Below are 20,467 nucleotides of genomic sequence, written 5' to 3'. Positions count from 1 at the left end.
TGACATAGAATGTGGACGGGCTTATTCTAGTTACATAATAAATTTCAAAAATTATTTCACTAAAATAAAAGCAGTCAACATCGAGAGGAGTTCACATCATGGGGAAATCAAATAAACTTGGTTTTTGGGTATTGACGGCGCTTGTCGTTGGAAATATGGTTGGATCGGGAATTTTCATGCTGCCAAGATCATTATCAGAAGCAGCAAGTCCTGCAGGAGTTATTTCAGCATGGCTATTAACCGGTTTTGGGGTTCTAATGACAGCCCTTGTTTTTGGAAATCTGGCTATTCGCAAGCCGAACCTGAACGGGGGACCGCAAATTTATGCGAAAGAGCTTTTCAAGCCAGGCTCTAATGCATCAACCCTTTCCGGTTTTATGTCTTCCTGGGGCTATTGGATTGGGAACCTAGCCGGAAACGTAGCCATCATCACAACGTTTGCCGGTTATTTATCAACGTTTTTCCCGATTCTTACAAGCGGGGCAAAATGGTTTTCCATCGGCAGTTTTACATTGAAAGTTGGTAATGGTTTAACCTTTATCGTATGTACCATCCTGTTATGGGGAACACACTTTATTATTTTACGCGGCATGGAAAGCGCGGGGAAATTAAACTTCGCGGCAACTGCTGCAAAGGTCGCAGGCTTTTTCGTTTTTATCATCGTTGGACTTTTTGCTTTCGAAAAAAGCAATATGCTGCCAATGATGGCAACAAGAATGGATGAAGCGGGACATGCTTTGGGCTTACTATCGCAGGTAAACAACGCTGCAGTAAACACATTATGGGCATTCATCGGAGTAGAATCGGCAGTGGTTTTTGCTTCACGTGCGAAAAAGCAAACGGATGTCAAGCGTGCGACAATCTTAGGCTTATTCATTGCCTTAGCCATTTATATGGGAATCAGTACACTGGTAATGGGAATGTTAGATCAGAACACCCTAATTCACTCTGACAAACCATTGATTGATGCGATTCAAACAATCTTAGGACCTATTGGCGGAAAAGTGTTAGCGGCCATTGGCTTAATTAGTTTATTTGGCTCAACCATCGGCTGGGTAATGCTAAGTGCCGAAGTGCCATACCAAGCGGCAAAGCAAGGATTATTCCTTCCTTCTTTCTTAAAAGAAAATAAAAAGGGCTTGCCATTATTTTCTCTTCTAGTTACAAATGGGTTAGGACAGCTATTTATTTTCTCAACGATTTCAAAGTCTATTTCTGGTGCATTTGACTTTGTCATTGTCATTGCAACATTATCCTATTTAGTGCCATACTTCATCTCATCTGTTTACCAGCTGAAGCTGGTAATTACAGGCGAAACATACGAAGGAAACAAAGCACGAATAACCGATGGAATTATCGCCTTGCTTTCAACCGTTTACTCAATTTGGGTTATTATTGCTGGTACTGCCGATCTTAAAACCTTTACGTTTGGAATGCTCTTGTTAGCAAGCGGAATCCTGTTCTACGGTCCACTTATGCAAAAGAAACAGGCTGTTAAAAAGGCTGAAGCAAAAGTGGCATAGTACCTATTAGCCTACCAGAGAATCTCTGGTAGGTATTTTTACATGTTTTTTTTTCATCAGGGTAAAATAAATTCGACGAATTTCACATTTTTTTCTTTGACAGAAATTTAGGGTTGTAATATGATTAATAAATCCTAGCAAAACAATCAGAATTAGGGGGTTTCGTTTTATGAAGAAAAAATTATCGGTTCTTTTTGCACTTTTACTAAGCTTTATGTTTATTTTGTCAGCTTGCGGCACCAGTGATAAAAACAATGCCGCTGATGAGAACAAGAAAACAGAAACAAAAGAAACTGCTGGCGAAGATTTATTAAAAAAGGTAAAAGATGATGGCAAGATCTTAATCGGTACTGAAGGTACATATTCTCCATTCACGTACCATGATGAAAGTGGTAAATTAACTGGCTTTGACGTTGAACTTGCTGAAGAAGTTGCTAAACGACTTGGAGTAAAGGCTGAATTTAAGGAAACACAATGGGATGCCATGTTTGCTGGTCTTGATGCCAAGCGTTTTGATATGATTGCCAACCAGGTTGGTATCCGTCCTGACCGTCAGGAAAAGTATGATTTCTCCAATGGGTATATCACTTCAAAAGCTGTCTTAATTACATCGAAAGATAACAATAAAGTAAAGGCATTTGAAGATATTAAAGGATTAAAAGCAGCTCAAACGCTAACTAGCAATTACGGTGATATGGCGAAAAAGAATGGAGCGACCCTTGTCGGTATAGAGGGCTTCCAGCAGGCTGTCGAGCTTTTAGGGCAAAAGCGTGTCGATGTAACGATCAATGATAATATTGCCTTTTTAGACTATATGAAGCATAAACCAGATGCACCAATAAAGGTTGTCGCAACTGCAGAAGACGCATCCCAAAGCGGTTTTATGTTTAGAAAGAACAGCAATACTCTAGTGGATGCGGTGAACAAAGCGTTACAAGACATGATTGATGACGGCACCTACAAAAAAATCTCTGAGAAATGGTTTGGTGAAGATGTACTTAAATAGTATATTTGCTGATCCTGAAAGAACAGCTAAATTAATTGAGATTGCAAAAAACTCCCTCCAGCCGCTGCTGGAGGGTGCTATTATGAATACTATTCCTTTAACGATTATCTCGTTTATCGTCGGGATCATCTTAGCCGTTTTAACAGCGTTAGCCCGAATATCAACTGTGAAAATTTTTCAAGTCATTGCAAGAGTGTATGTTTCTGCAATCCGCGGAACGCCTTTATTGGTCCAATTATTTATTATTTTTTATGGGCTGCCGAATATCGGGATTATTCTTGATCCGTTTATTTCTGCCGTGATTGGTTTTTCCTTAAGTGTGGGTGCCTATGCGTCGGAAATTATCCGTGCTGCGATTCTTTCCATTCCGAAGGGACAATGGGAAGCAGGATACTCCATTGGGATGACCTATACCCAAGCTTTAAAAAGAATCATCCTGCCGCAAGCGGCAAAGGTATCTATTCCGCCATTATCAAATTCGTTTATAAGTCTTGTCAAAGATACCTCGCTTGCGTCGGTTGTACTTGTAACAGAGATGTTTCGGCGTGCCCAGGAAATTACAGCGGCCAATTATGAATTCCTATTGGTCTATTCCGAAGCCGCACTTATTTATTGGGTCATTTGCTTTTTTCTTTCCATTATTCAAGGATTTATGGAAAAAAGACTGGACCGTTATGTGTCTTAATGAGGGAGTTTTATCATGATTTCAATTAATGGTTTATACAAGCAATTCGGCCAATTGGAAGTCTTAAAGGGTATTGATCTCAATGTTGAAAAAGGAAAAGTGGTCGTAGTCATTGGACCTTCAGGCTCTGGTAAGACAACCATGCTCCGCTGCCTCAATGTGTTGGAAACACCTACAAAGGGTGTCATTTCCATTGAAAACCAGCAGCTTGACTTTTCAAAGGCTGTTTCAAAAAAAAATATTGCCTCTTTCCGCCGTTTAACCGGAATGGTTTTTCAAAATTACAATTTGTTTCCTCATAAAACCGCTCTTGAGAATGTAATGGAAGGGCCGGTGATTGTAAAAGGGGAGAGCAAAGAGGCCGCTCGAAAAAAAGCACAGTCTCTGCTCGAAAAAGTCGGTCTTGGTGACAAAATGGACTATTACCCTGCGCAGCTTTCCGGTGGTCAGCAACAGCGTGTCGGCATTGCCCGGGCATTAGCGATGGAACCAAAGGTAATGCTGTTTGATGAACCAACATCTGCTCTAGACCCTGAACTGGTCGGAGAGGTTTTAAAGGTTATGAAGGATCTTGCTGGTGAGGGCATGACGATGATCGTTGTCACCCATGAAATGCGTTTTGCCCGTGATGTGGCCGATGAGGTCATTTTTATGGACGGGGGCGTCATTGTTGAACGAAACAAGCCAGAAGAGATCTTTACAAATCCAAAAGAAGAACGAACAAGGAAGTTCCTGAATATGATTCAATAAGGTGTTGTGGCGTGGGTGCCATGGCACTTTTTTATTTTTTGGCTATGTTTAAACTTGGCTGCATAGAATGTCCTCATTCTGCTCGCGGTAATTAGGAAGAGCTCCTAATGCCCGCTAATAAGAAAAAAGGCGGCTTACGGTAATTAGAAGGAGCTCCTAATGCTCCTAATGCCCATCAGCAAGAAAAAAAGTTGCTCGCGGTAATTAGGAAGAGCTCCTAATACCCCTTAACAAGAAAAAAGGCGGCTAACGGTAATTAGGAGAGCCCTTAATGCCCGTTAACAAGAAAAAAGGCTACTCGAGGTAATTAGGAGAAGTTCCTAATGCCCATCAGCAAGAAAAAAAGTTGTTCGATGTAATTAGGAAGAGCTCCAATGCTCATTAACAAGAAAAAAGGCGGCTAACGGTAATTAGGAAGAGCTCCAAATGCCCGTTAACAAGAAAAAAGGCGGCTAACGGTAATTAGGAGGAGCTCCAAATGCCCGTTTGCAAGAAAAAAGGCTGCTCGCGGTAATTAGGAGAGGCTCCAAATGCCCATCAGCAAGAAAAAAAGCTGCTCGCGGTAATTAGGAAGAGCTCCAAATGCCCGTTAACAAGAAAAAAGGCTGCTCGCGGTAATTAGGAAGAGCTCCAAATGCCCGTTTGCAAGAAAAAAGGCCGCTCGCGGTAATTAGGAGAGGCTCTAAATGCCCATCAGCAAGAAAAAAAGCTGCTCGCGGTAATTAGGAAGAGCTCCAAATGCCCGTTAACAAGAAAAAAAGCTGCTCGCGGTAATTAGGAAGAGCTCCAAATGCCCGCTAATAAGAAAAAAGACCGCTCAAGGTAACTTATTAGTGCAGGAGAATCTGATCAGGTATAGAAATTGAGTAAAGATGAGTAATTTTTTTCTTGAAATGTGAAACTTTTCCATTAGCTAACCGTATTAAAGGTATATACATAAGAAGGGATTGATGCTGATGGATGAGGAGTGGTTTATGAGTGGAATGAATGTTTAAAAAATGAACGATAAGGATTGATGCGCATGGAACTTTTTGGCATACCTTTAGAGATGATTTATTTATACGGGTTAATCATTTCTGGAGTCCTAACGGTTTTGTATGTTTTGTTTGCCGATGTATTTCATTTTCATGGAGCAGGCGATGGGGGACTGCATTTTCTCAACCCAGTTTTGATTTTTGCCTTCGTAACCATTCTTTCTGCAAGCGGTTATCTACTTGAAAGGCTCTCCTCACTACATTATCTGCTTATCTTAGGAATTTCTGCAGTTTCCGCTTTTATTGCCGTTACCTTATTAAATGTATTTGTGCTTGTTCCGTTATCATCTGCGGAGGAGTCATTAGTGTACAAAGAATCAGATCTTCGCGGCAGAATTGGAACAGTTATCACCACGATTCCTTCAGATGGATTCGGAGAGGTGATGATCGACAGCACGAGCGGAAGAATTGCAAAACCAGCATCAAGCTTTGATGGGGACTCTATTCCAAATGGTACACAGGTGCTCGTTGTTCAGGTCAAAAATGGCATATTGGAAGTAACTGTTCATCATCAATTAAAAAGCTTTATATAGGGGGGCATTCAATATGGGATTCGGATTTGTATGGATTATTATCGGAATTGTTGTTCTTATTTTCATTGCGTTAATCGGTGTCTTTATTACAAAGTACCGAACTGCGGGGCCTGATGAGGCACTGATCGTAACAGGAAGCTTTCTTGGAAACGGGAATGTTCACGTGGACGAATCGGGCAATAAAGTAAAAATCATCCGAGGTGGAGGAAGTTTTATTTTACCCGTTTTCCAACAGGCAAAGCCGCTAAGTTTGTTATCTAGTAAACTAGAAGTTACCACTCCCGAGGTCTATACTGAGCAGGGTGTACCCGTCATGGCTGACGGAGTTGCCATTATTAAAATTGGCGGCTCGATCAGTGAGATTGCCACAGCTGCTGAGCAGTTTCTCGGAAAACCGAAGGAAGACCGTGAAAACGAAGCAAGGGAAGTTTTAGAAGGGCATCTTCGTTCGATTCTCGGCTCCATGACGGTGGAGGAAATTTATAAAAATCGCGATAAATTTTCACAAGAGGTCCAACGTGTTGCCTCGCAGGACCTGGCCAAAATGGGTCTAGTGATTGTTTCATTTACTATAAAAGACGTACGCGACAAAAATGGTTACCTCGACTCGCTTGGTAAACCACGTATTGCTCAAGTAAAGCGGGATGCCGATATCGCCACCGCAGAAGCAGAAAAAGAAACCCGCATTAAAAAAGCGGAAGCGGCGAAGGAAGCAAAACGCAATGAATTAGAGCGTGCAACGGAAATTGCTGAAGCTGAAAAAATCAATCAGTTGAAAATTGCGGAATTCCGCCGTGAACAGGATATTGCTAAAGCGCGTGCTGACCAGGCGTATGACCTTGAAAGTGCAAGAGCGAAGCAGGATGTTACCGAACAAGAAATGCAAATCAAGATCATCGAGAGACAAAAGCAAATTGAATTGGAAGAAAAGGAAATTCTGCGCCGCGAGCGCCAGTTCGATTCCGAAGTTAAGAAAAAGGCTGATGCTGACCGCTATTCTGTTGAGCAATCTGCGGCTGCAAACAAAGCCCGGGAAATCGCAGAAGCAGAAGCAAATAAATACCGCATAGAAGCGATGGCAAAGGCGGAAGCTGAGCGAATCCGACTCGATGGTTTGGCGAAAGCCGAGGCTCAAAAGGCACAGGGTTCAACCGAAGCAGAGATTATCCGCTTAAAAGGTTTGGCCGAAGCAGAAGCGAAGGAAAAAATCGCCGAAGCCTTCGAGCAATTTGGTCAAGCAGCCATCCTCGACATGGTCATCAAAATGCTGCCTGAATACGCGAAACAAGTGGCAAGCCCATTATCCAATATTGATAAAATTACGGTTGTGGACACTGGCGGCGGTTCCGGCACGGACGGCGGCGCAGGCAAAATTACCAGTTATGCGACCAACCTGATGGCAAGCCTGCAGGAGTCATTAAAGGCATCAAGCGGTATTGATGTAAAAGAACTGATTGAAAACTACTCTGGTAAAGGGAATGTCCGGAAAAGCATCGATGAACTGACCGACGAAATCAAGAAAAAAGACGCATAACACAAAAAAAATCCTTATCCACTGTGATAAGGATTTTTTTGCTATTAAAAATGGACCTTTTGCTCAAAAGAATCATAGGTAAATAGAATTAAAGTTTCGACTTTTGAAGGAAAACAAAAACAAGTTTTTATTTCTAAGTGCCTGATATTTTTAATTATTTTAGTAATATTTTCCTATCGTTTCAGAATTGAGAGATAAATTTATATTGCTAATTCCCTAAAATAAATTGAATTATACTTATTTTTGAAATATTTACAATATTAATTCCGACTGCTAGAATTCAAGTCAGACTCTTCAAATACATAGATAAAATGGGTCTAATATATTAGGAGGTTACAAGATGAAAAAGAACAGTGGCTTGAAGGTATTTTCTAGCATCGCAGCATCGACACTAATGGCAACGACATTATTCGCCGGCACTTTTGCTGGGACAAAAGCATTACCGGTGTCAGCCAAAACTACTTATACAGCTGAATCCGCACCGATTGACATGAATGTTATTGATCAGGATAGACTGGCAAAAGCATTGCAGGAAAGAGGCCTAGTTTCCAAGAATGCTAGCCAGGAGGAAGTAACAAAAGCAGTGAAGGCTTACATTAAGCAGAAGCAGGGAACAAAGGCTGGCAAAAATGATAAAGCACTAACACAGGAACAACTGGCTTTTGACAAAAAAGCAAAAGATTTCGTAACAAAGCAAAAGGACAAGCTTGCAAAGCAGCTTGATAAAGGCCATGAAAACTTTAAAAAGGGCAAGCCGACTGGTGCTGTAAAAGTTGACTCTGCTAAACAAGCAGAATATAACGGACCTGTTCGTGAAGATAAAGTACTTGTACTTCTTGTTGATTATGCAGACTATAAACACGGTAACATTGATAAAGCACCTGGATATATGTGGTCGGATAGCTTTAACCGCGAACATTATGAAAAAATGCTATTCGGTAATCAGGATTTTACCCTATTCAATGGTGAAAAGGTAAAAACGTTCAAACAGTATTACGAAGAGCAATCTGGAGGGAGCTACACAGTTAATGGTACAGTTACTGATTGGCTGACTGTACCTGGAACTGCCAAAGAATATGGAGATGACAACCCTGCTGGAGGTCATGATAACCTAGCACCAAAAGGACCTCGCAATCTTGTAGCAGATGCATTAAAAGCTGCGGTCGCATCAGGGATTGATTTATCTAATTATGATGAATTTGATCAGTACGACTGGGACGGAGACGGTAATCGAAATGAACCGGACGGTCTTGTTGACCACCTAATGGTTCTTCATGCTGGGGTTGGTCAAGAAGCTGGCGGCGGCAAACTAGGGGATGATGCAATTTGGTCCCATCGATGGAATTTAGGAGGAGTATACGCCGTTCCTAATACTACTGCAAAGGTTGACTACTGGGGAGGCAAAATGGCTGCATATGATTACACCATCGAGCCAGAAGACGGTGCTGTCGGCGTATTCGCCCACGAATTCGGTCATGACCTAGGCCTTCCTGATGAATATGATACTCAATATACTGGTCATGGTGAGCCAGTTGCTTCTTGGTCCATCATGAGCGGCGGCAGCTGGAACGGTAATATTGCTGGAACAGAGGCCCCAAGCTTCTCGCCACAAAACAAAGAATTCTTCCAAAAAACAATTGGCGGGAATTGGGCTAACATTACAGAAGTAAACTATGATGATATTAACCAAAATGGTCTTGCAACGGTTATTGACCAAAGTGTAACAAAATCAAAAAATCCTGGTATTGTAAAAGTAAACTTGCCAGACAAAGCAGTACAAGGTATCCAGCCAGCTTATGGGCAAAAGTACTACTATAGTACAAAAGGCGATGAAATTAATACTACATTAAAAACTCCTGTATTTGATTTAACCAAGGCAACAAGCGCAACATTTGATTTTAAAACGTACTATCAAGTTGAGTTTGAATATGACTACCTATATGTAAATGCTATCACTGAGGATGGTACGTCATTTCCTATCGATGTTATAGGTGATGATGACACAAACGGTGATGCTTCAGCGGAAACAAGTAATGGACAATGGCTAGATAAATCATATGATCTTAGCCAATTCGCTGGACAAAAAGTCCATTTAGAGTTTAATTATGTTACAGATGGTGGATTAGCGCTTAATGGATTTGCAATGGACAACCTCAAGTTAACAGTAGATGGCCAAGAAGTGTTTAATGATGATGCAGAAGGAACTGAGAAGGTTACTCTTGATGGATTTGTCGCTTCTAATGGAATTGACTACAAGAAAAATTACTATTATTTAGAATGGAGAAACTATGCTGGTTCAGATGCAGCGCTGCAATTCTCCCGCGGAGTGAAATATAATACTGGTTTGGTAGTTTGGTATGCTGACGACTCTTATCTTGATAACTGGGTAGGCATACACCCAGGCGAAGGTTTCCTTGGTGTAGTGGATTCACATCCAGAAGCGATTGTAGGTAAATCAATGACAAACGGTTCTCTTACTATTAATCAAAGTACTAGATATCAAGTGGCTGATGCTGCCTTCTCATTAGATCAAGCGCCTGCATGGTATATTGAAAATGCAGTTCGCGGAATTTACGATTACAAAGGCCTTCCAGGTGTAACAACATTTGATGATTCCAAGATTTATAGCAATACAATGATTCCGGATGCAGGAAGAAAAGTTCCGAACTTGGGTCTTAAGTTCCAAGTCATCGGCGAAGCAAAAGACAACTCTGCTGGTGCAGTTTGGATCCACAAATAAAAAATGAATAGAGACATCGGGACTCCCGATGTCTCTATTTGTTTTATATGATTATTTCAAACGTCGTCCCGCCATTCCGGGTACTTTTTACCTCAATTGTCCCCCCATGTGCTTCCACTAATTGTTTAACAATCGAAAGCCCAAGTCCTGTTCCTCCAAGTGTTCTGGTCCTCGACTTATCCACCCGGTAGAAACGCTCAAATATTCGCGGAACATCTTCTTCAGGAATACCTTTTCCTTCATCTTTTACTTTAACATGAATCTTATTGATCAATTGTTTAACATCCAAAGATATTTTTGTATTTGGTTCCGAATATTTCTTAGCATTATCAAGCAGGTTTAAAATGACTTGTTCGAAACGGATTGGATCAATTTGTCCGTAAAGCTGATCCGAGCAGTCGAGGATGAGATCCATTTTATTTTCATTGAGTGCTGGAGTAACTTTCTCAATAATACGCTGAAAATAAGGCAGTAATTGGACAGTTTCTTTTTCGATGGAGAAATTATTTTCATCCATTTTCGCTAAATCAAATAAATCCTTCACGAGCTTAGAAAGCTTAACAGCCTCTTCATGTATAATCCCTAAATAATTGTCCCGGTCCGCAGCAGTCGTATCTCCGCGGCGGGCAATTTCTGCATAGCCTTTGATATACGTCAATGGTGTCCTGAGTTCATGTGAGATACTTGCCAAAAACTCATTTCGTTCATTTTTCAATATTTCTAAATCACTGGCGAGAACCTTTATCGATTCACCGAGCTCTCCCATTTCGTCCTTCCCAAGATTTGGCAGGGAAACGGAGAAATCCCCTTTACTGATCCGCTTTGTCGCATCACTCATCTTAATAAGTGGATGCGTAACAGCCCTTGTCAAAAAGACAATGATAATCATCATAAAAAGAAGGGAAAGAAAGCCAGCGAGCAAAAAGTGCCTGTTTAACCCAGAAATTAAATCCTTAATTTTTTGCGTATTTTGGAACATATATACATAACCTTTAACCTTATTATCTATAACTACTGGGCTAATAGAGGCAATATAGGTTGCGTGCTTCCAGTTATCTTCTAAGATTAAACCATCATGAGGCACATTTTTGGGCGTTCCCTTTAAGATTTTCTTCATTTCATCCGTCACTTTATTGGATGACATATAAATGCCATCCTCCGGTGTTGTCAGGATGACCTGTGTATCAGTCCGTGCCTCCATCATCGCAATATGCCTAATCGTTTCTTCGTGGAAGGAAGCCTCGAGAATTTCGCGATGATTATTGCCGCGCGTTTGAAGAGCCGACAACTCATCATGGACCCGGGAATGAATGATATTATCGTGTAAAAAAAACATAGAAATACTTTCTAATAGAAAAATAGCGACAAAGAAAAGCAATCCTATTTTAAAAGAAATTTTATTCACGGAAAACAGCTCCTCATAACCTAAGAATACTACATATTTAGTTATGAGGAACTCTCAAATTGTATCCATTTTTTTAAATCAAAAAAATGGGGCATCCCGCAGCCGGGACACCCTGGTATATAAAAAGAGAGGTTAAATTTGGGATGAGTAAGAGTTTTTCAACAAATTACTGCATCAAAGAGGTGATCATTAAAAACTGGGGGTCCTCAATGAATCTCCTCTTCCCTTCACTACACTTACATCTTAGCGGGAAAAATTGAAGATGTTATGAAGAACTTGTGGTGAATTTGTGAAGTTAGAAAAATCACAGACCTATGATGATATAGTTAAGATATGGGGAGTGATCATAATGAGAATATTATTAGTGGACGATGAACGTAGAATCATAGAAGTTCTCGAAGCTTACCTGGAAAGAGAAGGCTATGAAATACATAGTGCCGATAATGGCATCGATGCCTTAAAAAAAGTCAAAACCATCAGACCTGATTTAGTCATACTAGATTTAATGCTTCCTGACATATCAGGTGAAGAGGTATGCCGTCTCGTCAGAAAAGATTCCGATGTACCGATTCTCATGCTGACCGCCAAATCGGCCGAGGATGACCGCATCAACGGGATTGTAATGGGGGCAGACGACTATTTAACAAAACCATTCAGCCCGAGAGAAGTCGTCGTTCGTGTCCAAGCCATTTTAAGACGTGCGAAAAAGACAGAAAAAGTAGAGCGTCTGGAGTTTAATAGAAAAAAACTGTCAATTGACCTGGATAAAAAAGAAGTAACTGTAAATGGACAATATGTAACCCTTACTCCGATTGAATATAAACTGCTAACCAATATGGCGGTGAACCCAGGACGAGTATACAGCAGAATGGACCTATTAGAAAAAATCCAGGATGAAGGCATGTATTATGAGGGCTACGAGCGGAGCGTCGATACTCATATTAAAAATCTTCGTAAAAAAATTGAACTGGATTCAAGGCAGCCAGATTTTATCGTAACAGTCTTTGGAATGGGTTACAAATTTGGAGGGGTGCTCGATGCTGCAAACACTCCGGTCTAAAATTCTTTTTTACCTAGTACTCATCTCGATGATCGGAATATTAATTGTCAGCTTTTTTATCCAGTATGGCTTTGAAGAAAGCTTTCACAGCTATTTAGACCGAAACCGGGAAAAAAAGATAGATAGAATCATCACGGAAATTGAGAAGGATTATCGCAAAAATGGCCATTTTACAAGCGATCCGGTCTTTGGACTCTTACACGAGCACGCGATGACCGATCAGCTTTACTTTCAATTGTATGACCGCTTCGGGCAGTTGCAAATGGATTCCTCAAACATTCGTGGCATGCTGAATAGCTTAGGGTTAACCGAACCGACACCGGACGGGGAGGAGTGGCACTCGAAAACCTATACCCTGAAAGTCGATAATGCCATTATCGGCAAGCTGGTTGCCATCTATCCGGAAGGCCTCATTGACGATGAATATACCTTTATCCAAACGATCCAATTATACATCCTGGCAGCTGTCTGTTTAACAATCATTTTGGCGATTATCTTCAGCATGCTTTTTTCAAAAAAATTAACCTCAGGTTTAAAGAAGCTTTCATTTGCGGCGGGGGAATTGCAGCAGCACAACTTGAGCATTCGCATTCCCTTATCAGGTTTACCCGCAGAGGTAAAGCAAATTGCCATCTCCTTCAATAATTTGGCTGAATCCTTGGCGAAAGAAGAAATGCTTCGGAAGCAGTTTACTGGCGATCTTGCTCATGAACTGCGCACACCGCTCGCCACCTTAAGAAGTCAAATCGAGGCTTTTCAGGACGGTATCTGGGAGCCGACACGTGAGCGCCTCGAGACCAGTCATGAAGAATTGATGCGCTTAGTAAGACTTGTGAATGAATTAGAAAAATTGCTCGCAGCGGAAAATCCGCAAATCAGGCTTGATAAAATAGAATTAGATGCTGGAAGTGTACTGGCAGCGTTATGGGAAATGTTTATGCCCTTGTTTAAAGAAAAGGGAGTTCAGCTTCATATTGAAGAACATGGCCAAGAGGAATTGTTCGAAGCAGACAAGGACCGCTTGATGCAAATTCTTTCTAACGTCCTCAACAATGCTTTGAAATATACGCCGGAAGGAAAAAATGTCACCATCTCTGTCGAAACCGAAATGGAAGGCTTTGTCGGTTTTAAAATCCAAGATGAGGGTTCAGGTATGGCCGAAGACGATATCCCCCATATTTTCGAGCGCTTTTATCGCGGTGATAAATCGCGTGACCGGAAAACAGGCGGCATAGGAATTGGTTTATCCATTGTTAAAGCTTTAATGGATGCCCATAAAGGGGTCATAAAAGTAAAAAGCAAGCTGAATAAAGGAACGAGCATAACCCTTTGGTTTCCGCAAGAAGAATAGGCCGCTGCATTTGTAGGGCCTATTTTAATAAATCCTTGATATGATATACTTTTCCGCTTTCGAGATTTCCGCTAAGTAGGAATTCTATTAAAGCATTTGCTACGATATCGGGTTTTAATAATAGGTCCTTTTCTTTATATTCTTTAAATTGCTCAAGGTCCTTAAATGCATCCTTAGTAGATGAACGAATGGTTTCCTGCATGTTCGTATCCATCACCCCAGGGCTAAAGGCAATAATTTTATGATTCGAATTTAATTCCGCTTGTTCCAAGGCAGCCGTTTGCGTGAACATATTCAGCCCTGCTTTGGAACTGCAATACACACTCCATCCTTCAATCGACCGGACTGCAGCACCGGAAGTGACATTGATGACTTGGACTAGCGTTTCAGTGAGCTGCGCTTTACTTAAAAACAAATTCGTAATCAGAATGGGGGTTATTAAGTTGATTTGAATGTTTCGAATGACTGGCGTTTGATTAAGGTGGCCAACCATATGGATGGGCTCAATGACACCTGCATTGTTAAATAGCAGGATTTCTGTTGGATTCTTTTGAAAAATATAATGGGCAATTTCCATAAATACTTCTTGGACTTCTTCCTCTAATGAAAGGTTACAAGAATAATGCTGATAGAAAAGGCCTTTTTCCCATGCCAGCTTTTTAATTTCATCATTTTCAAAGCGCGAAACAGAAACAACCGCGATTTGCTCCTGAATCAGCCGTTTGGCTATAGCCTCTCCTAATCCCTTTGAGGCTCCCGTAATGACCGCATATTTCAAAAAAACTCCCCCTTAAAGTAACTCATAACTATTTTATTCTCCCCCATTTTTCAAAGCAAATAAAAAGAGCAGTCCCAAATGGAACTGCAATTAACGTGCAACTGGATAGAATTTTTTCCACTCATTAAGGAAGGGGGAAGTGGATGAATTGGGATGTTCGAGGACCATGGGGGTTGGTCCTGATTGTTTTACTTCACCATTAATGATAATAGCAAGCCGATTTGTTAAGTAATTGACTTCCATAAGGTCATGGCTGACAAACACTGCTGTCGTTTTTGTTTCACTTATAATCTGCTTGAAATCTTCCATCAGCTTAATTTTGGTAGGGAAGTCCAAGGCTGAAAACGGTTCATCGAGAAAAAGAATTTCCGGCTCGACAATCATCGCTCGTGCTAGATTAACCCGCTGCGCCTCTCCTCCAGATAGGTGTAGCGCATTTTTTTTCGCTAAATGACTGATCCCAAAGAGATTCAGCCAATGTTCAACTTTCTCTTTGATTTCGACTTTAGAAATTTTTCGTAGTTTTAAGCCGATTGCGATATTTTGATAGACAGTTCCATCCAATAGTAACGATTGCTGGAGGGCAATCGAGAACTTCCTTCGTAAATCAAGCGGTGCGTTTCCCTTTGTAATGACTTGCCCGCGGTAGAGGATTTCACCGCTGCTGCTTCGTTCCAGAAAGGATAGCAATTTTAATAGAGTGCTTTTGCCCGCTCCATTTGGTCCCATAACGCCGAGAAATTCGCCAGGCTGAATCTGGAAATGAGGAATATCCAGAATCGTTTTATGCTGGGCTGTAAAGGTGATATTTTTCAGCTCAATTAACGGGTTCACGAAAATCGCTTCCTTTGCTGTAAAAAAGTTAACGCTGCAGTAATCAAAAGGGCAGCCGTCAGAAGAATAAAGGAAAGGGCTAGGGCGATATCAAAGTTTCCTTTTGAAACCTCCATCACGATGGAAGTGGTGAGAATCCGAGTGTCCCCTTGGATATTTCCGCCCACCATCATCGCGGCGCCCACTTCGGCAATGACACGGCCAAAGCCTGCCATAATGGCCGCCATGATCGCAATCTTTGATTGTTTTAAAAGAATGATTAAGGACTGCACCCTTGTTGCTCCTAGCGCTTTAATTTGCAAAAGCATCTTGTCATCGATTTGCTGAAAGGCGGAGCAGGTCAGGCTCGTTACAATAGGAAGAGAAACCAGAATCTGTGCCATGACAATCGCCGTTGGCGTATAAAGTAAAGAGAAATCACCAAGAGGGCCTGAACGCCACAGAAACATCGTAATCCAAAGTCCTGCCACAACAGGAGGCAAGCCCATACCAATATTAATAAATAATAATAGTAGTCTACGGCCTTTGAAGCTAGTTAAACCAAGGAATAGACCAAGAGGCAATCCAATTAGCGTACTAATTAAAATGGAAATAAGACAAACTCTTAGAGTCAGCCAGGTAATCGCAAATACCTCTGGATCCCCGGAAAAAATCATCTCTGTCGCTTTCTTCAGTCCATCGATTAGCAGTTCCATGGTAGCCTCCTAAACATCCTTCTCTATTCCGTATACTTAATAAATAGGGATTGTCCGTATTCTTTCTTGCCAAAGTTCTCAATGACATCTTGAGTTTTCGGATCAATCATAAATTCAACAAATTTCTTCGCATCTTTGCTATTAATCTTATCATGTTTTTCAGGATTTACCTGCATAACGTGATAGATATTCATTAAATCTTTGCCGCCTTCAACAACGATTTGCATGTCACTTAGGTTTTTAGATTGAGCAAGCCAGGTTGCGCGGTCAGTTAATACATAGCCTTTTTTCTCAGCTGCAACTTGTAAGGTTTGTCCCATTCCTTGGCCAGTCGAAACATACCAATCGCCTGCCGGCTTAATGTTTAGTAGAGTCCAGATGCCTTTTTCCTTTTTATCAGTACCTGAATCGTCTCCGCGAGAAACGAAGATAGATTTAGTTTCAGCTAATTTTTTGAAGGCTGCTTGAATGTCGTTTCCGCTGACACCAGAAGGATTTTCCTTTGGTCCAACTAGAACAAAATCATTGTACATAACGCGTTTGTAGTTGATGGCATCGCCGGCATCAACAACCGCTTTTTCAGCAGCAGGAGCATGCACAAGCAGAACATCGGCTTCCCCTTTTGTACCCATTTCAAGTGCCTGACCAGTTCCTACAGCAATCGTTTTCACTTTAACGTTGTTTTCTTTTTCAAACATAGGGATGAGGAAGTCTAGTAAGCCGCTGTCTTGCGTACTTGTGGTAGTTGCTAGAATCATTTCGGTTGGTGCTGCCTTAGGTTCAGCCTTTTTCGTTTTTGCATCTGCTTCTTTCGTCTGGGTATTTCCACAAGCTGATAAAATCAAAAGCATGAAAGCAAAAAGTGCTGCAAAATAATGTTTTTTTAACATGTAAGTTCCTCCGTTTGATAGATGATTTTTCCTAAATCTTCAATTGAATAACCTTCCAAATCCGTCAAGCTATTTTTAAAGCTGCTGGACTTCAAATAATGGATTAGGTCCGTCAGGCTTTGTTTATTATCTTCAGTAAAACGAAACACGAGATCAAAATTTTCCTTGGCAACAGGAATGAAATCAAGTCCCAGGTGGCTGGCGGCAGACTGGATTCCAAAAGCTACATCCGCCATACCTCTCGTTATGTAGGAGGCTGCAGATAAATGGTTCCATTCTTCGGTTGCATAACCTTTTATGCCAGAGGGATTAATCCCGCAGCTAGAAAGCTTCGAGTCCAGCAAAAAGCGAGTGCCCGCCCCTTTTTGGCGATTCACAAACTGAATCTCTTTTCGAGTCAGGTCATAAAAATCATGGATCCCTTTCGGATTGCCCTTCGCAACAATAAACCCTTGCTCTCTAGCAGCCAGTCGTAAAACTAAAATAGATTCATAGACAAATAGCTGATGGATAAATGGCAGATTATATTCTTGTGATGCGGGATCTAATAGATGAATGGCCGCAATATCACATTGTCCCCGATACAGCATCATTAAGCCTTCTAAACTGCCTATGTATGATGGCTGAATTTGCATACTTAAATCACGGGCGGCCTGCTTGGCAAAATGCTCGACTAGAAAGTCGTGGCTGCCGGAAAGCCTTATGAAACTTGCTTGATTCGATTGAGGGCTGGATTCTTTCCTTGAAGGCGCTTTCGTATTTTCTTTGAACCGCTCAAGCTCAGCATGCTCTATTCGCATTTTGTTTCCTATTTTAAAGGCTTGAAGCTCGCCTCTTTTGATTAACTCATAAACTGTATGCTTTGAGATTTGAAAGATTTGCGCTACCTCATCAGGAGTATAAGCCTTTAATTCCATTTTTCACCCTCCTTTTTCCATTATTTTATAAAAAGAATAGCATAATAATAGTGATTTTTGTTAAGTATTGTTAAGTTTCGTTAAGTTTTGTTTAGAATTGTCTAAAATTGTTCAAAAAGTAGAATGAGATTCATATAAAATTCACAAACTTCACTTATTGTTCAATTGTGAGCGATGGTGTTTGTTGTAGTATAGTAGTAGAAATTAAAATTGTGGCTGGAGGATGGGAGCGAATGGCAAAGCTTTTACATATTACGGCAAATCCAAAAAATGATATAAAACTTTCAAAGGGTATGCAAATTGGGGAAGTATTTTTAGAAGAATTTAAACAAGCGCAGCCAGATGTGGAGATCGAACGCTGGCATTTATATGATATGGATATTCCTGTCATCGATATGGATTTATTATATGCCCGGGCGAAATTATCCTTTATGGGCTATACAAAAGATCAGCTATCGGAAGCGGAACGGACGAAAATTGAAAGAATGCATGCGCTAGCTGACCGATTTATTGCTGCTGATTATTATGTGTTTGTGACACCGATATGGAACTTTGGAGCACCGGCAATTGTCAAAGCGTTTATGGATTGTTTATTTATTGCTGGAAAAACTTTTACTTACACAGAACACGGGGCAAAAGGGCTTCTCACTGGCAGAAAAGCCATCCATATTCAAACCCGCGGCGGCATTTACTCTACTGGACCGATGGTGGAATTTGAAATGGGGGATCGTTACTTAAAGAAGGTATTCGAATTCCTAGGCTTCGAGAGCTTGGATACGGTCATAGCAGAAGGGATGGATCATTTTCCTAAAAAAGTTCCTGAAATTATGGCAAAAGCTAAAGAACAAGCGGCGGCAGCCGCCAGAGAAATGGCTGTACTGCCCGTTAAACAATAAAAAATGCGACTCGGGGAGTCGCATTTTTTATTAGAATTTACCCGTAAATTGGAAAAATAGCACAATTAATCCCAATGCCCAAACATAGATAGCAAATGGCTTTAAGGAATGCTTCTTCAAGTAGCCAATCATCCATCTAACCGCAACATAGCCGAAGAGGGCAGAAGAGATGATCCCAACGAGCAGGGCAGATAATGAGATTTCTTCTCCTGCACCGCCGAGCAGATCCTTCGTTTGCAAGACAATGGCTCCTGCGATGGCTGGTGTTGATAATAAGAAGGAGAAATAGGCGGCCGTTTCACGGTCCAATTTTCGCCACAAAGCTGCAACAATTGTCATTCCAGAGCGCGATATCGCCGGCATAATCGCAACCGCCTGAAATGTTCCAATAATCAATGCATCCTTATAGCTGATGTCGTCCATTTTTTTATGGCCATTTTTCACTGAATCAGCAAGCCATAGGAAAATACCGGTAATTAAAAATTCCCAGCCAATCGTCACACCTGTTTTTGAGATTTCATCAATAAAATCCTTAAAAGCAAGTCCAAAGATAACGGCAGGAATCGTTCCGACAATTAACAAAAACGTTAATTTGCTGAACGGTTTTTTGATGATTTTAATAAATTCATCCTTATAAAAAACAAAGACAGCAAGCAAGGTGCCGACATGAAGCATCGTATCGAGCAATAGACCTGCTTCCTGCAAGCCAAATAAATTTCTTCCTAAATAGAGATGTCCTGTACTGCTGATTGGCAAAAATTCTGTTAACCCCTGGATAATCCCAAGTATCAACGCTTCTAATTTCGTTAACATACATTCCCTCACATTCTAAAAAAACTTGTACTATTAAAAGATATGTCCAACTAGTTATTGAAATTCTCTTCTATTTTAGGATTTATTTGCCAACAAGGTCAATTAAAAACTCAAACAAAATATGTGCAATTTGTTTGTCTTATCCCATAAAATAGGAATAAAGCCCTTCCGGGAGGAGATACACGTTTGGAAAATAAACATCTGCATTTTAATACTTCAATCGGTGTCAAAAAGCCTGAAAGTATCCGCAATAAAGCGCAGGCCTGCCCTTTTTGTGACAGGGACCAGCTGACCGGCCTGATTGCAGTGGACGGTCCAATCATTCTTTTGAAAAATAAATATCCTGTTCTAGAAAATGCCTATCAAACGGTGTTAATTGAAACAGATGATTGCCATGCTGAATTATCAACCTATTCCAAAGAGCATTTACATAGATTGATAAGGTTCGGCATCAAGCATTGGTTAGAGATGGAGGAAACAAAAGAATATCGTTCGGTTATTTTTTTCAAAAATCATGGACCTTTATCTGGCGGCACAATCGCCCATCCCCATATGCAAATCATTGGACTCCATGATCTGGATTATAAAGAAAAAGCAAGTCATGAAATGTTTCAGGGTATTGTGATTGATGAGGGGGAGGGTTCCAGGCTGATTCTGTCCACAAAACCCCGCGTCGGTTTCTATGAATTCAATATCGAAATGCCGGATTCGAGTTACCAGGAGAGGTTCTCCGAGTACCTGCAAATTGCAGTTCATTATATTCTCAACTATTTTCCCTTTAAGGCAAACAGCTACAATGTGTTTTTTCATCATCTTGATGGAAAAATTTACGCAAAGGTTGTTCCTCGTTTTGTGACAACTCCGTTATATATCGGGTATGGTCTTCCACAGGTGCCGAATAATTTAGAGTGGATGGCTGAGGAGTTGAAACGAATTTATTTTTGTAAATAAATCCATTCAATGGTTAGAAGTTGTGATTTAGGCTTGAAAAAAATATAATGGAGGAATGTACAAGTTTTATTA

The 20,467-nt window shown here is 40.9% G+C and carries 18 protein-coding genes; 11 read left to right on the top strand and 7 right to left on the bottom strand.

The genetic code is table 11. The features are described 5' to 3' along the window. Positions 1 to 98: 98 nt before the first annotated feature. From LC455_RS15190 to LC455_RS15160, 7 genes are all read left to right on the top strand, one after another. Positions 99 to 1,523, top strand: a complete 1,425-nt coding sequence (locus tag LC455_RS15190; protein ID WP_223592010.1) for an amino acid permease — start codon at positions 99 to 101, stop codon at positions 1,521 to 1,523. A gap of 169 nt (positions 1,524 to 1,692) precedes the next feature. Next, positions 1,693 to 2,529 (top strand): amino acid ABC transporter substrate-binding protein, encoded by an 837-nt coding sequence (locus tag LC455_RS15185; protein WP_223592009.1) that lies wholly within the window; start codon positions 1,693 to 1,695, stop codon positions 2,527 to 2,529. Beyond that, positions 2,516 to 3,214: an amino acid ABC transporter permease gene (locus tag LC455_RS15180; RefSeq protein WP_223592008.1), complete on the top strand. Its 699-nt coding sequence runs from the start codon at positions 2,516 to 2,518 to the stop codon at positions 3,212 to 3,214. Before LC455_RS15185 ends, LC455_RS15180 begins: the two co-directional genes overlap by 14 nt. Before the next feature lie 15 nt (positions 3,215 to 3,229). After that, a complete protein-coding gene (locus LC455_RS15175; RefSeq protein WP_223592007.1) occupies positions 3,230 to 3,964 on the top strand; it encodes an amino acid ABC transporter ATP-binding protein in 735 nt (244 codons plus the stop codon). 1,021 nt (positions 3,965 to 4,985) lie between these two features. Beyond that, a complete protein-coding gene (locus tag LC455_RS15170; protein WP_223592006.1) occupies positions 4,986 to 5,531 on the top strand; it encodes an NfeD family protein in 546 nt (181 codons plus the stop codon). 13 nt (positions 5,532 to 5,544) lie between these two features. Continuing rightward, a complete protein-coding gene (locus LC455_RS15165; protein WP_223592004.1) occupies positions 5,545 to 7,065 on the top strand; it encodes a flotillin family protein in 1,521 nt (506 codons plus the stop codon). Between the two features lie 340 nt (positions 7,066 to 7,405). Continuing rightward, the gene (locus LC455_RS15160; protein ID WP_223592002.1) at positions 7,406 to 9,805 is read left to right on the top strand and encodes an immune inhibitor A domain-containing protein; all 2,400 of its coding nucleotides are present in this window, start codon (positions 7,406 to 7,408) and stop codon (positions 9,803 to 9,805) included. A gap of 43 nt (positions 9,806 to 9,848) precedes the next feature. Here LC455_RS15160 and LC455_RS15155 read toward each other — a convergent pair whose 3' ends face one another. Continuing rightward, the gene (locus LC455_RS15155) at positions 9,849 to 11,210 is read right to left on the bottom strand and encodes a sensor histidine kinase (RefSeq protein ID WP_223592001.1); all 1,362 of its coding nucleotides are present in this window, start codon (positions 11,208 to 11,210) and stop codon (positions 9,849 to 9,851) included. Positions 11,211 to 11,559: 349 nt separating this feature from the next. Between LC455_RS15155 and LC455_RS15150 the strand changes: the two genes are divergently transcribed. Continuing rightward, a complete protein-coding gene (locus LC455_RS15150) occupies positions 11,560 to 12,270 on the top strand; it encodes a response regulator transcription factor (protein WP_223591999.1) in 711 nt (236 codons plus the stop codon). Beyond that, positions 12,248 to 13,621, top strand: coding sequence for a sensor histidine kinase (locus LC455_RS15145; protein ID WP_223591997.1), 1,374 nt, complete (start codon positions 12,248 to 12,250; stop codon positions 13,619 to 13,621). The genes LC455_RS15150 and LC455_RS15145 overlap by 23 nt, the downstream gene beginning before the upstream one ends. Before the next feature lie 19 nt (positions 13,622 to 13,640). Here LC455_RS15145 and LC455_RS15140 read toward each other — a convergent pair whose 3' ends face one another. The 5 genes from LC455_RS15140 to LC455_RS15120 all read right to left on the bottom strand — a co-directional run bounded on the left by LC455_RS15140 (position 13,641) and on the right by LC455_RS15120 (position 17,735). Next, complete coding sequence (locus tag LC455_RS15140) at positions 13,641 to 14,399, bottom strand: (S)-benzoin forming benzil reductase (protein WP_223591995.1); 759 nt, start codon at positions 14,397 to 14,399, stop codon at positions 13,641 to 13,643. Between the two features lie 90 nt (positions 14,400 to 14,489). Next, positions 14,490 to 15,233 (bottom strand): ABC transporter ATP-binding protein, encoded by a 744-nt coding sequence (locus LC455_RS15135; protein WP_223591993.1) that lies wholly within the window; start codon positions 15,231 to 15,233, stop codon positions 14,490 to 14,492. Further along, complete coding sequence (locus tag LC455_RS15130) at positions 15,230 to 15,928, bottom strand: ABC transporter permease (RefSeq protein ID WP_223591991.1); 699 nt, start codon at positions 15,926 to 15,928, stop codon at positions 15,230 to 15,232. Before LC455_RS15130 ends, LC455_RS15135 begins: the two co-directional genes overlap by 4 nt. A gap of 23 nt (positions 15,929 to 15,951) precedes the next feature. Beyond that, positions 15,952 to 16,818 carry a substrate-binding domain-containing protein gene (locus LC455_RS15125; protein WP_223591989.1) on the bottom strand — a complete coding sequence of 289 codons (867 nt, stop codon included), beginning with the start codon at positions 16,816 to 16,818 and terminating at the stop codon, positions 15,952 to 15,954. Further along, complete coding sequence (locus tag LC455_RS15120) at positions 16,812 to 17,735, bottom strand: substrate-binding domain-containing protein (RefSeq protein ID WP_223591988.1); 924 nt, start codon at positions 17,733 to 17,735, stop codon at positions 16,812 to 16,814. The genes LC455_RS15125 and LC455_RS15120 overlap by 7 nt, the downstream gene beginning before the upstream one ends. A gap of 233 nt (positions 17,736 to 17,968) precedes the next feature. Between LC455_RS15120 and LC455_RS15115 the strand changes: the two genes are divergently transcribed. Beyond that, complete coding sequence (locus tag LC455_RS15115; RefSeq protein ID WP_223591986.1) at positions 17,969 to 18,631, top strand: FMN-dependent NADH-azoreductase; 663 nt, start codon at positions 17,969 to 17,971, stop codon at positions 18,629 to 18,631. A 30-nt stretch (positions 18,632 to 18,661) separates the two neighbouring features. On the opposite strand, the gene LC455_RS15110 is transcribed toward LC455_RS15115, so the two are convergent. Next, a complete protein-coding gene (locus LC455_RS15110) occupies positions 18,662 to 19,444 on the bottom strand; it encodes an undecaprenyl-diphosphate phosphatase (protein WP_223591984.1) in 783 nt (260 codons plus the stop codon). A gap of 186 nt (positions 19,445 to 19,630) precedes the next feature. Here LC455_RS15110 and LC455_RS15105 point away from each other — a divergent pair, with 186 nt between their 5' ends. Further along, positions 19,631 to 20,395 carry a DUF4931 domain-containing protein gene (locus tag LC455_RS15105; protein WP_223591983.1) on the top strand — a complete coding sequence of 255 codons (765 nt, stop codon included), beginning with the start codon at positions 19,631 to 19,633 and terminating at the stop codon, positions 20,393 to 20,395. The last annotated feature ends 72 nt before the right edge of the window (positions 20,396 to 20,467 follow it).

The sequence above is a fragment of the Neobacillus bataviensis genome, from assembly GCF_019969725.1.
The sequence above is the reverse complement of the archived record's forward strand: the minus strand, read 5'-3'. Positions and strand labels throughout refer to the sequence as shown.

What these genes read in the sequence shown, in the direction of transcription:
- LC455_RS15190 (WP_223592010.1), top strand. Translation starts at nt 99, where the DNA reads ATGGGGAAATCAAATAAACTTGGTTTTTGGGTATTGACGGCGCTTGTC.
- LC455_RS15185 (WP_223592009.1), top strand. Translation starts at nt 1,693, where the DNA reads ATGAAGAAAAAATTATCGGTTCTTTTTGCACTTTTACTAAGCTTTATG.
- LC455_RS15180 (WP_223592008.1), top strand. Translation starts at nt 2,516, where the DNA reads ATGTACTTAAATAGTATATTTGCTGATCCTGAAAGAACAGCTAAATTA.
- LC455_RS15175 (WP_223592007.1), top strand. Translation starts at nt 3,230, where the DNA reads ATGATTTCAATTAATGGTTTATACAAGCAATTCGGCCAATTGGAAGTC.
- LC455_RS15170 (WP_223592006.1), top strand. Translation starts at nt 4,986, where the DNA reads ATGGAACTTTTTGGCATACCTTTAGAGATGATTTATTTATACGGGTTA.
- LC455_RS15165 (WP_223592004.1), top strand. Translation starts at nt 5,545, where the DNA reads ATGGGATTCGGATTTGTATGGATTATTATCGGAATTGTTGTTCTTATT.
- LC455_RS15160 (WP_223592002.1), top strand. Translation starts at nt 7,406, where the DNA reads ATGAAAAAGAACAGTGGCTTGAAGGTATTTTCTAGCATCGCAGCATCG.
- LC455_RS15150 (WP_223591999.1), top strand. Translation starts at nt 11,560, where the DNA reads ATGAGAATATTATTAGTGGACGATGAACGTAGAATCATAGAAGTTCTC.
- LC455_RS15145 (WP_223591997.1), top strand. Translation starts at nt 12,248, where the DNA reads ATGCTGCAAACACTCCGGTCTAAAATTCTTTTTTACCTAGTACTCATC.
- LC455_RS15130 (WP_223591991.1), bottom strand. Translation starts at nt 15,928, where the DNA reads ATGGAACTGCTAATCGATGGACTGAAGAAAGCGACAGAGATGATTTTT.
- LC455_RS15125 (WP_223591989.1), bottom strand. Translation starts at nt 16,818, where the DNA reads ATGTTAAAAAAACATTATTTTGCAGCACTTTTTGCTTTCATGCTTTTG.
- LC455_RS15120 (WP_223591988.1), bottom strand. Translation starts at nt 17,735, where the DNA reads ATGGAATTAAAGGCTTATACTCCTGATGAGGTAGCGCAAATCTTTCAA.
- LC455_RS15115 (WP_223591986.1), top strand. Translation starts at nt 17,969, where the DNA reads ATGGCAAAGCTTTTACATATTACGGCAAATCCAAAAAATGATATAAAA.
- LC455_RS15110 (WP_223591984.1), bottom strand. Translation starts at nt 19,444, where the DNA reads ATGTTAACGAAATTAGAAGCGTTGATACTTGGGATTATCCAGGGGTTA.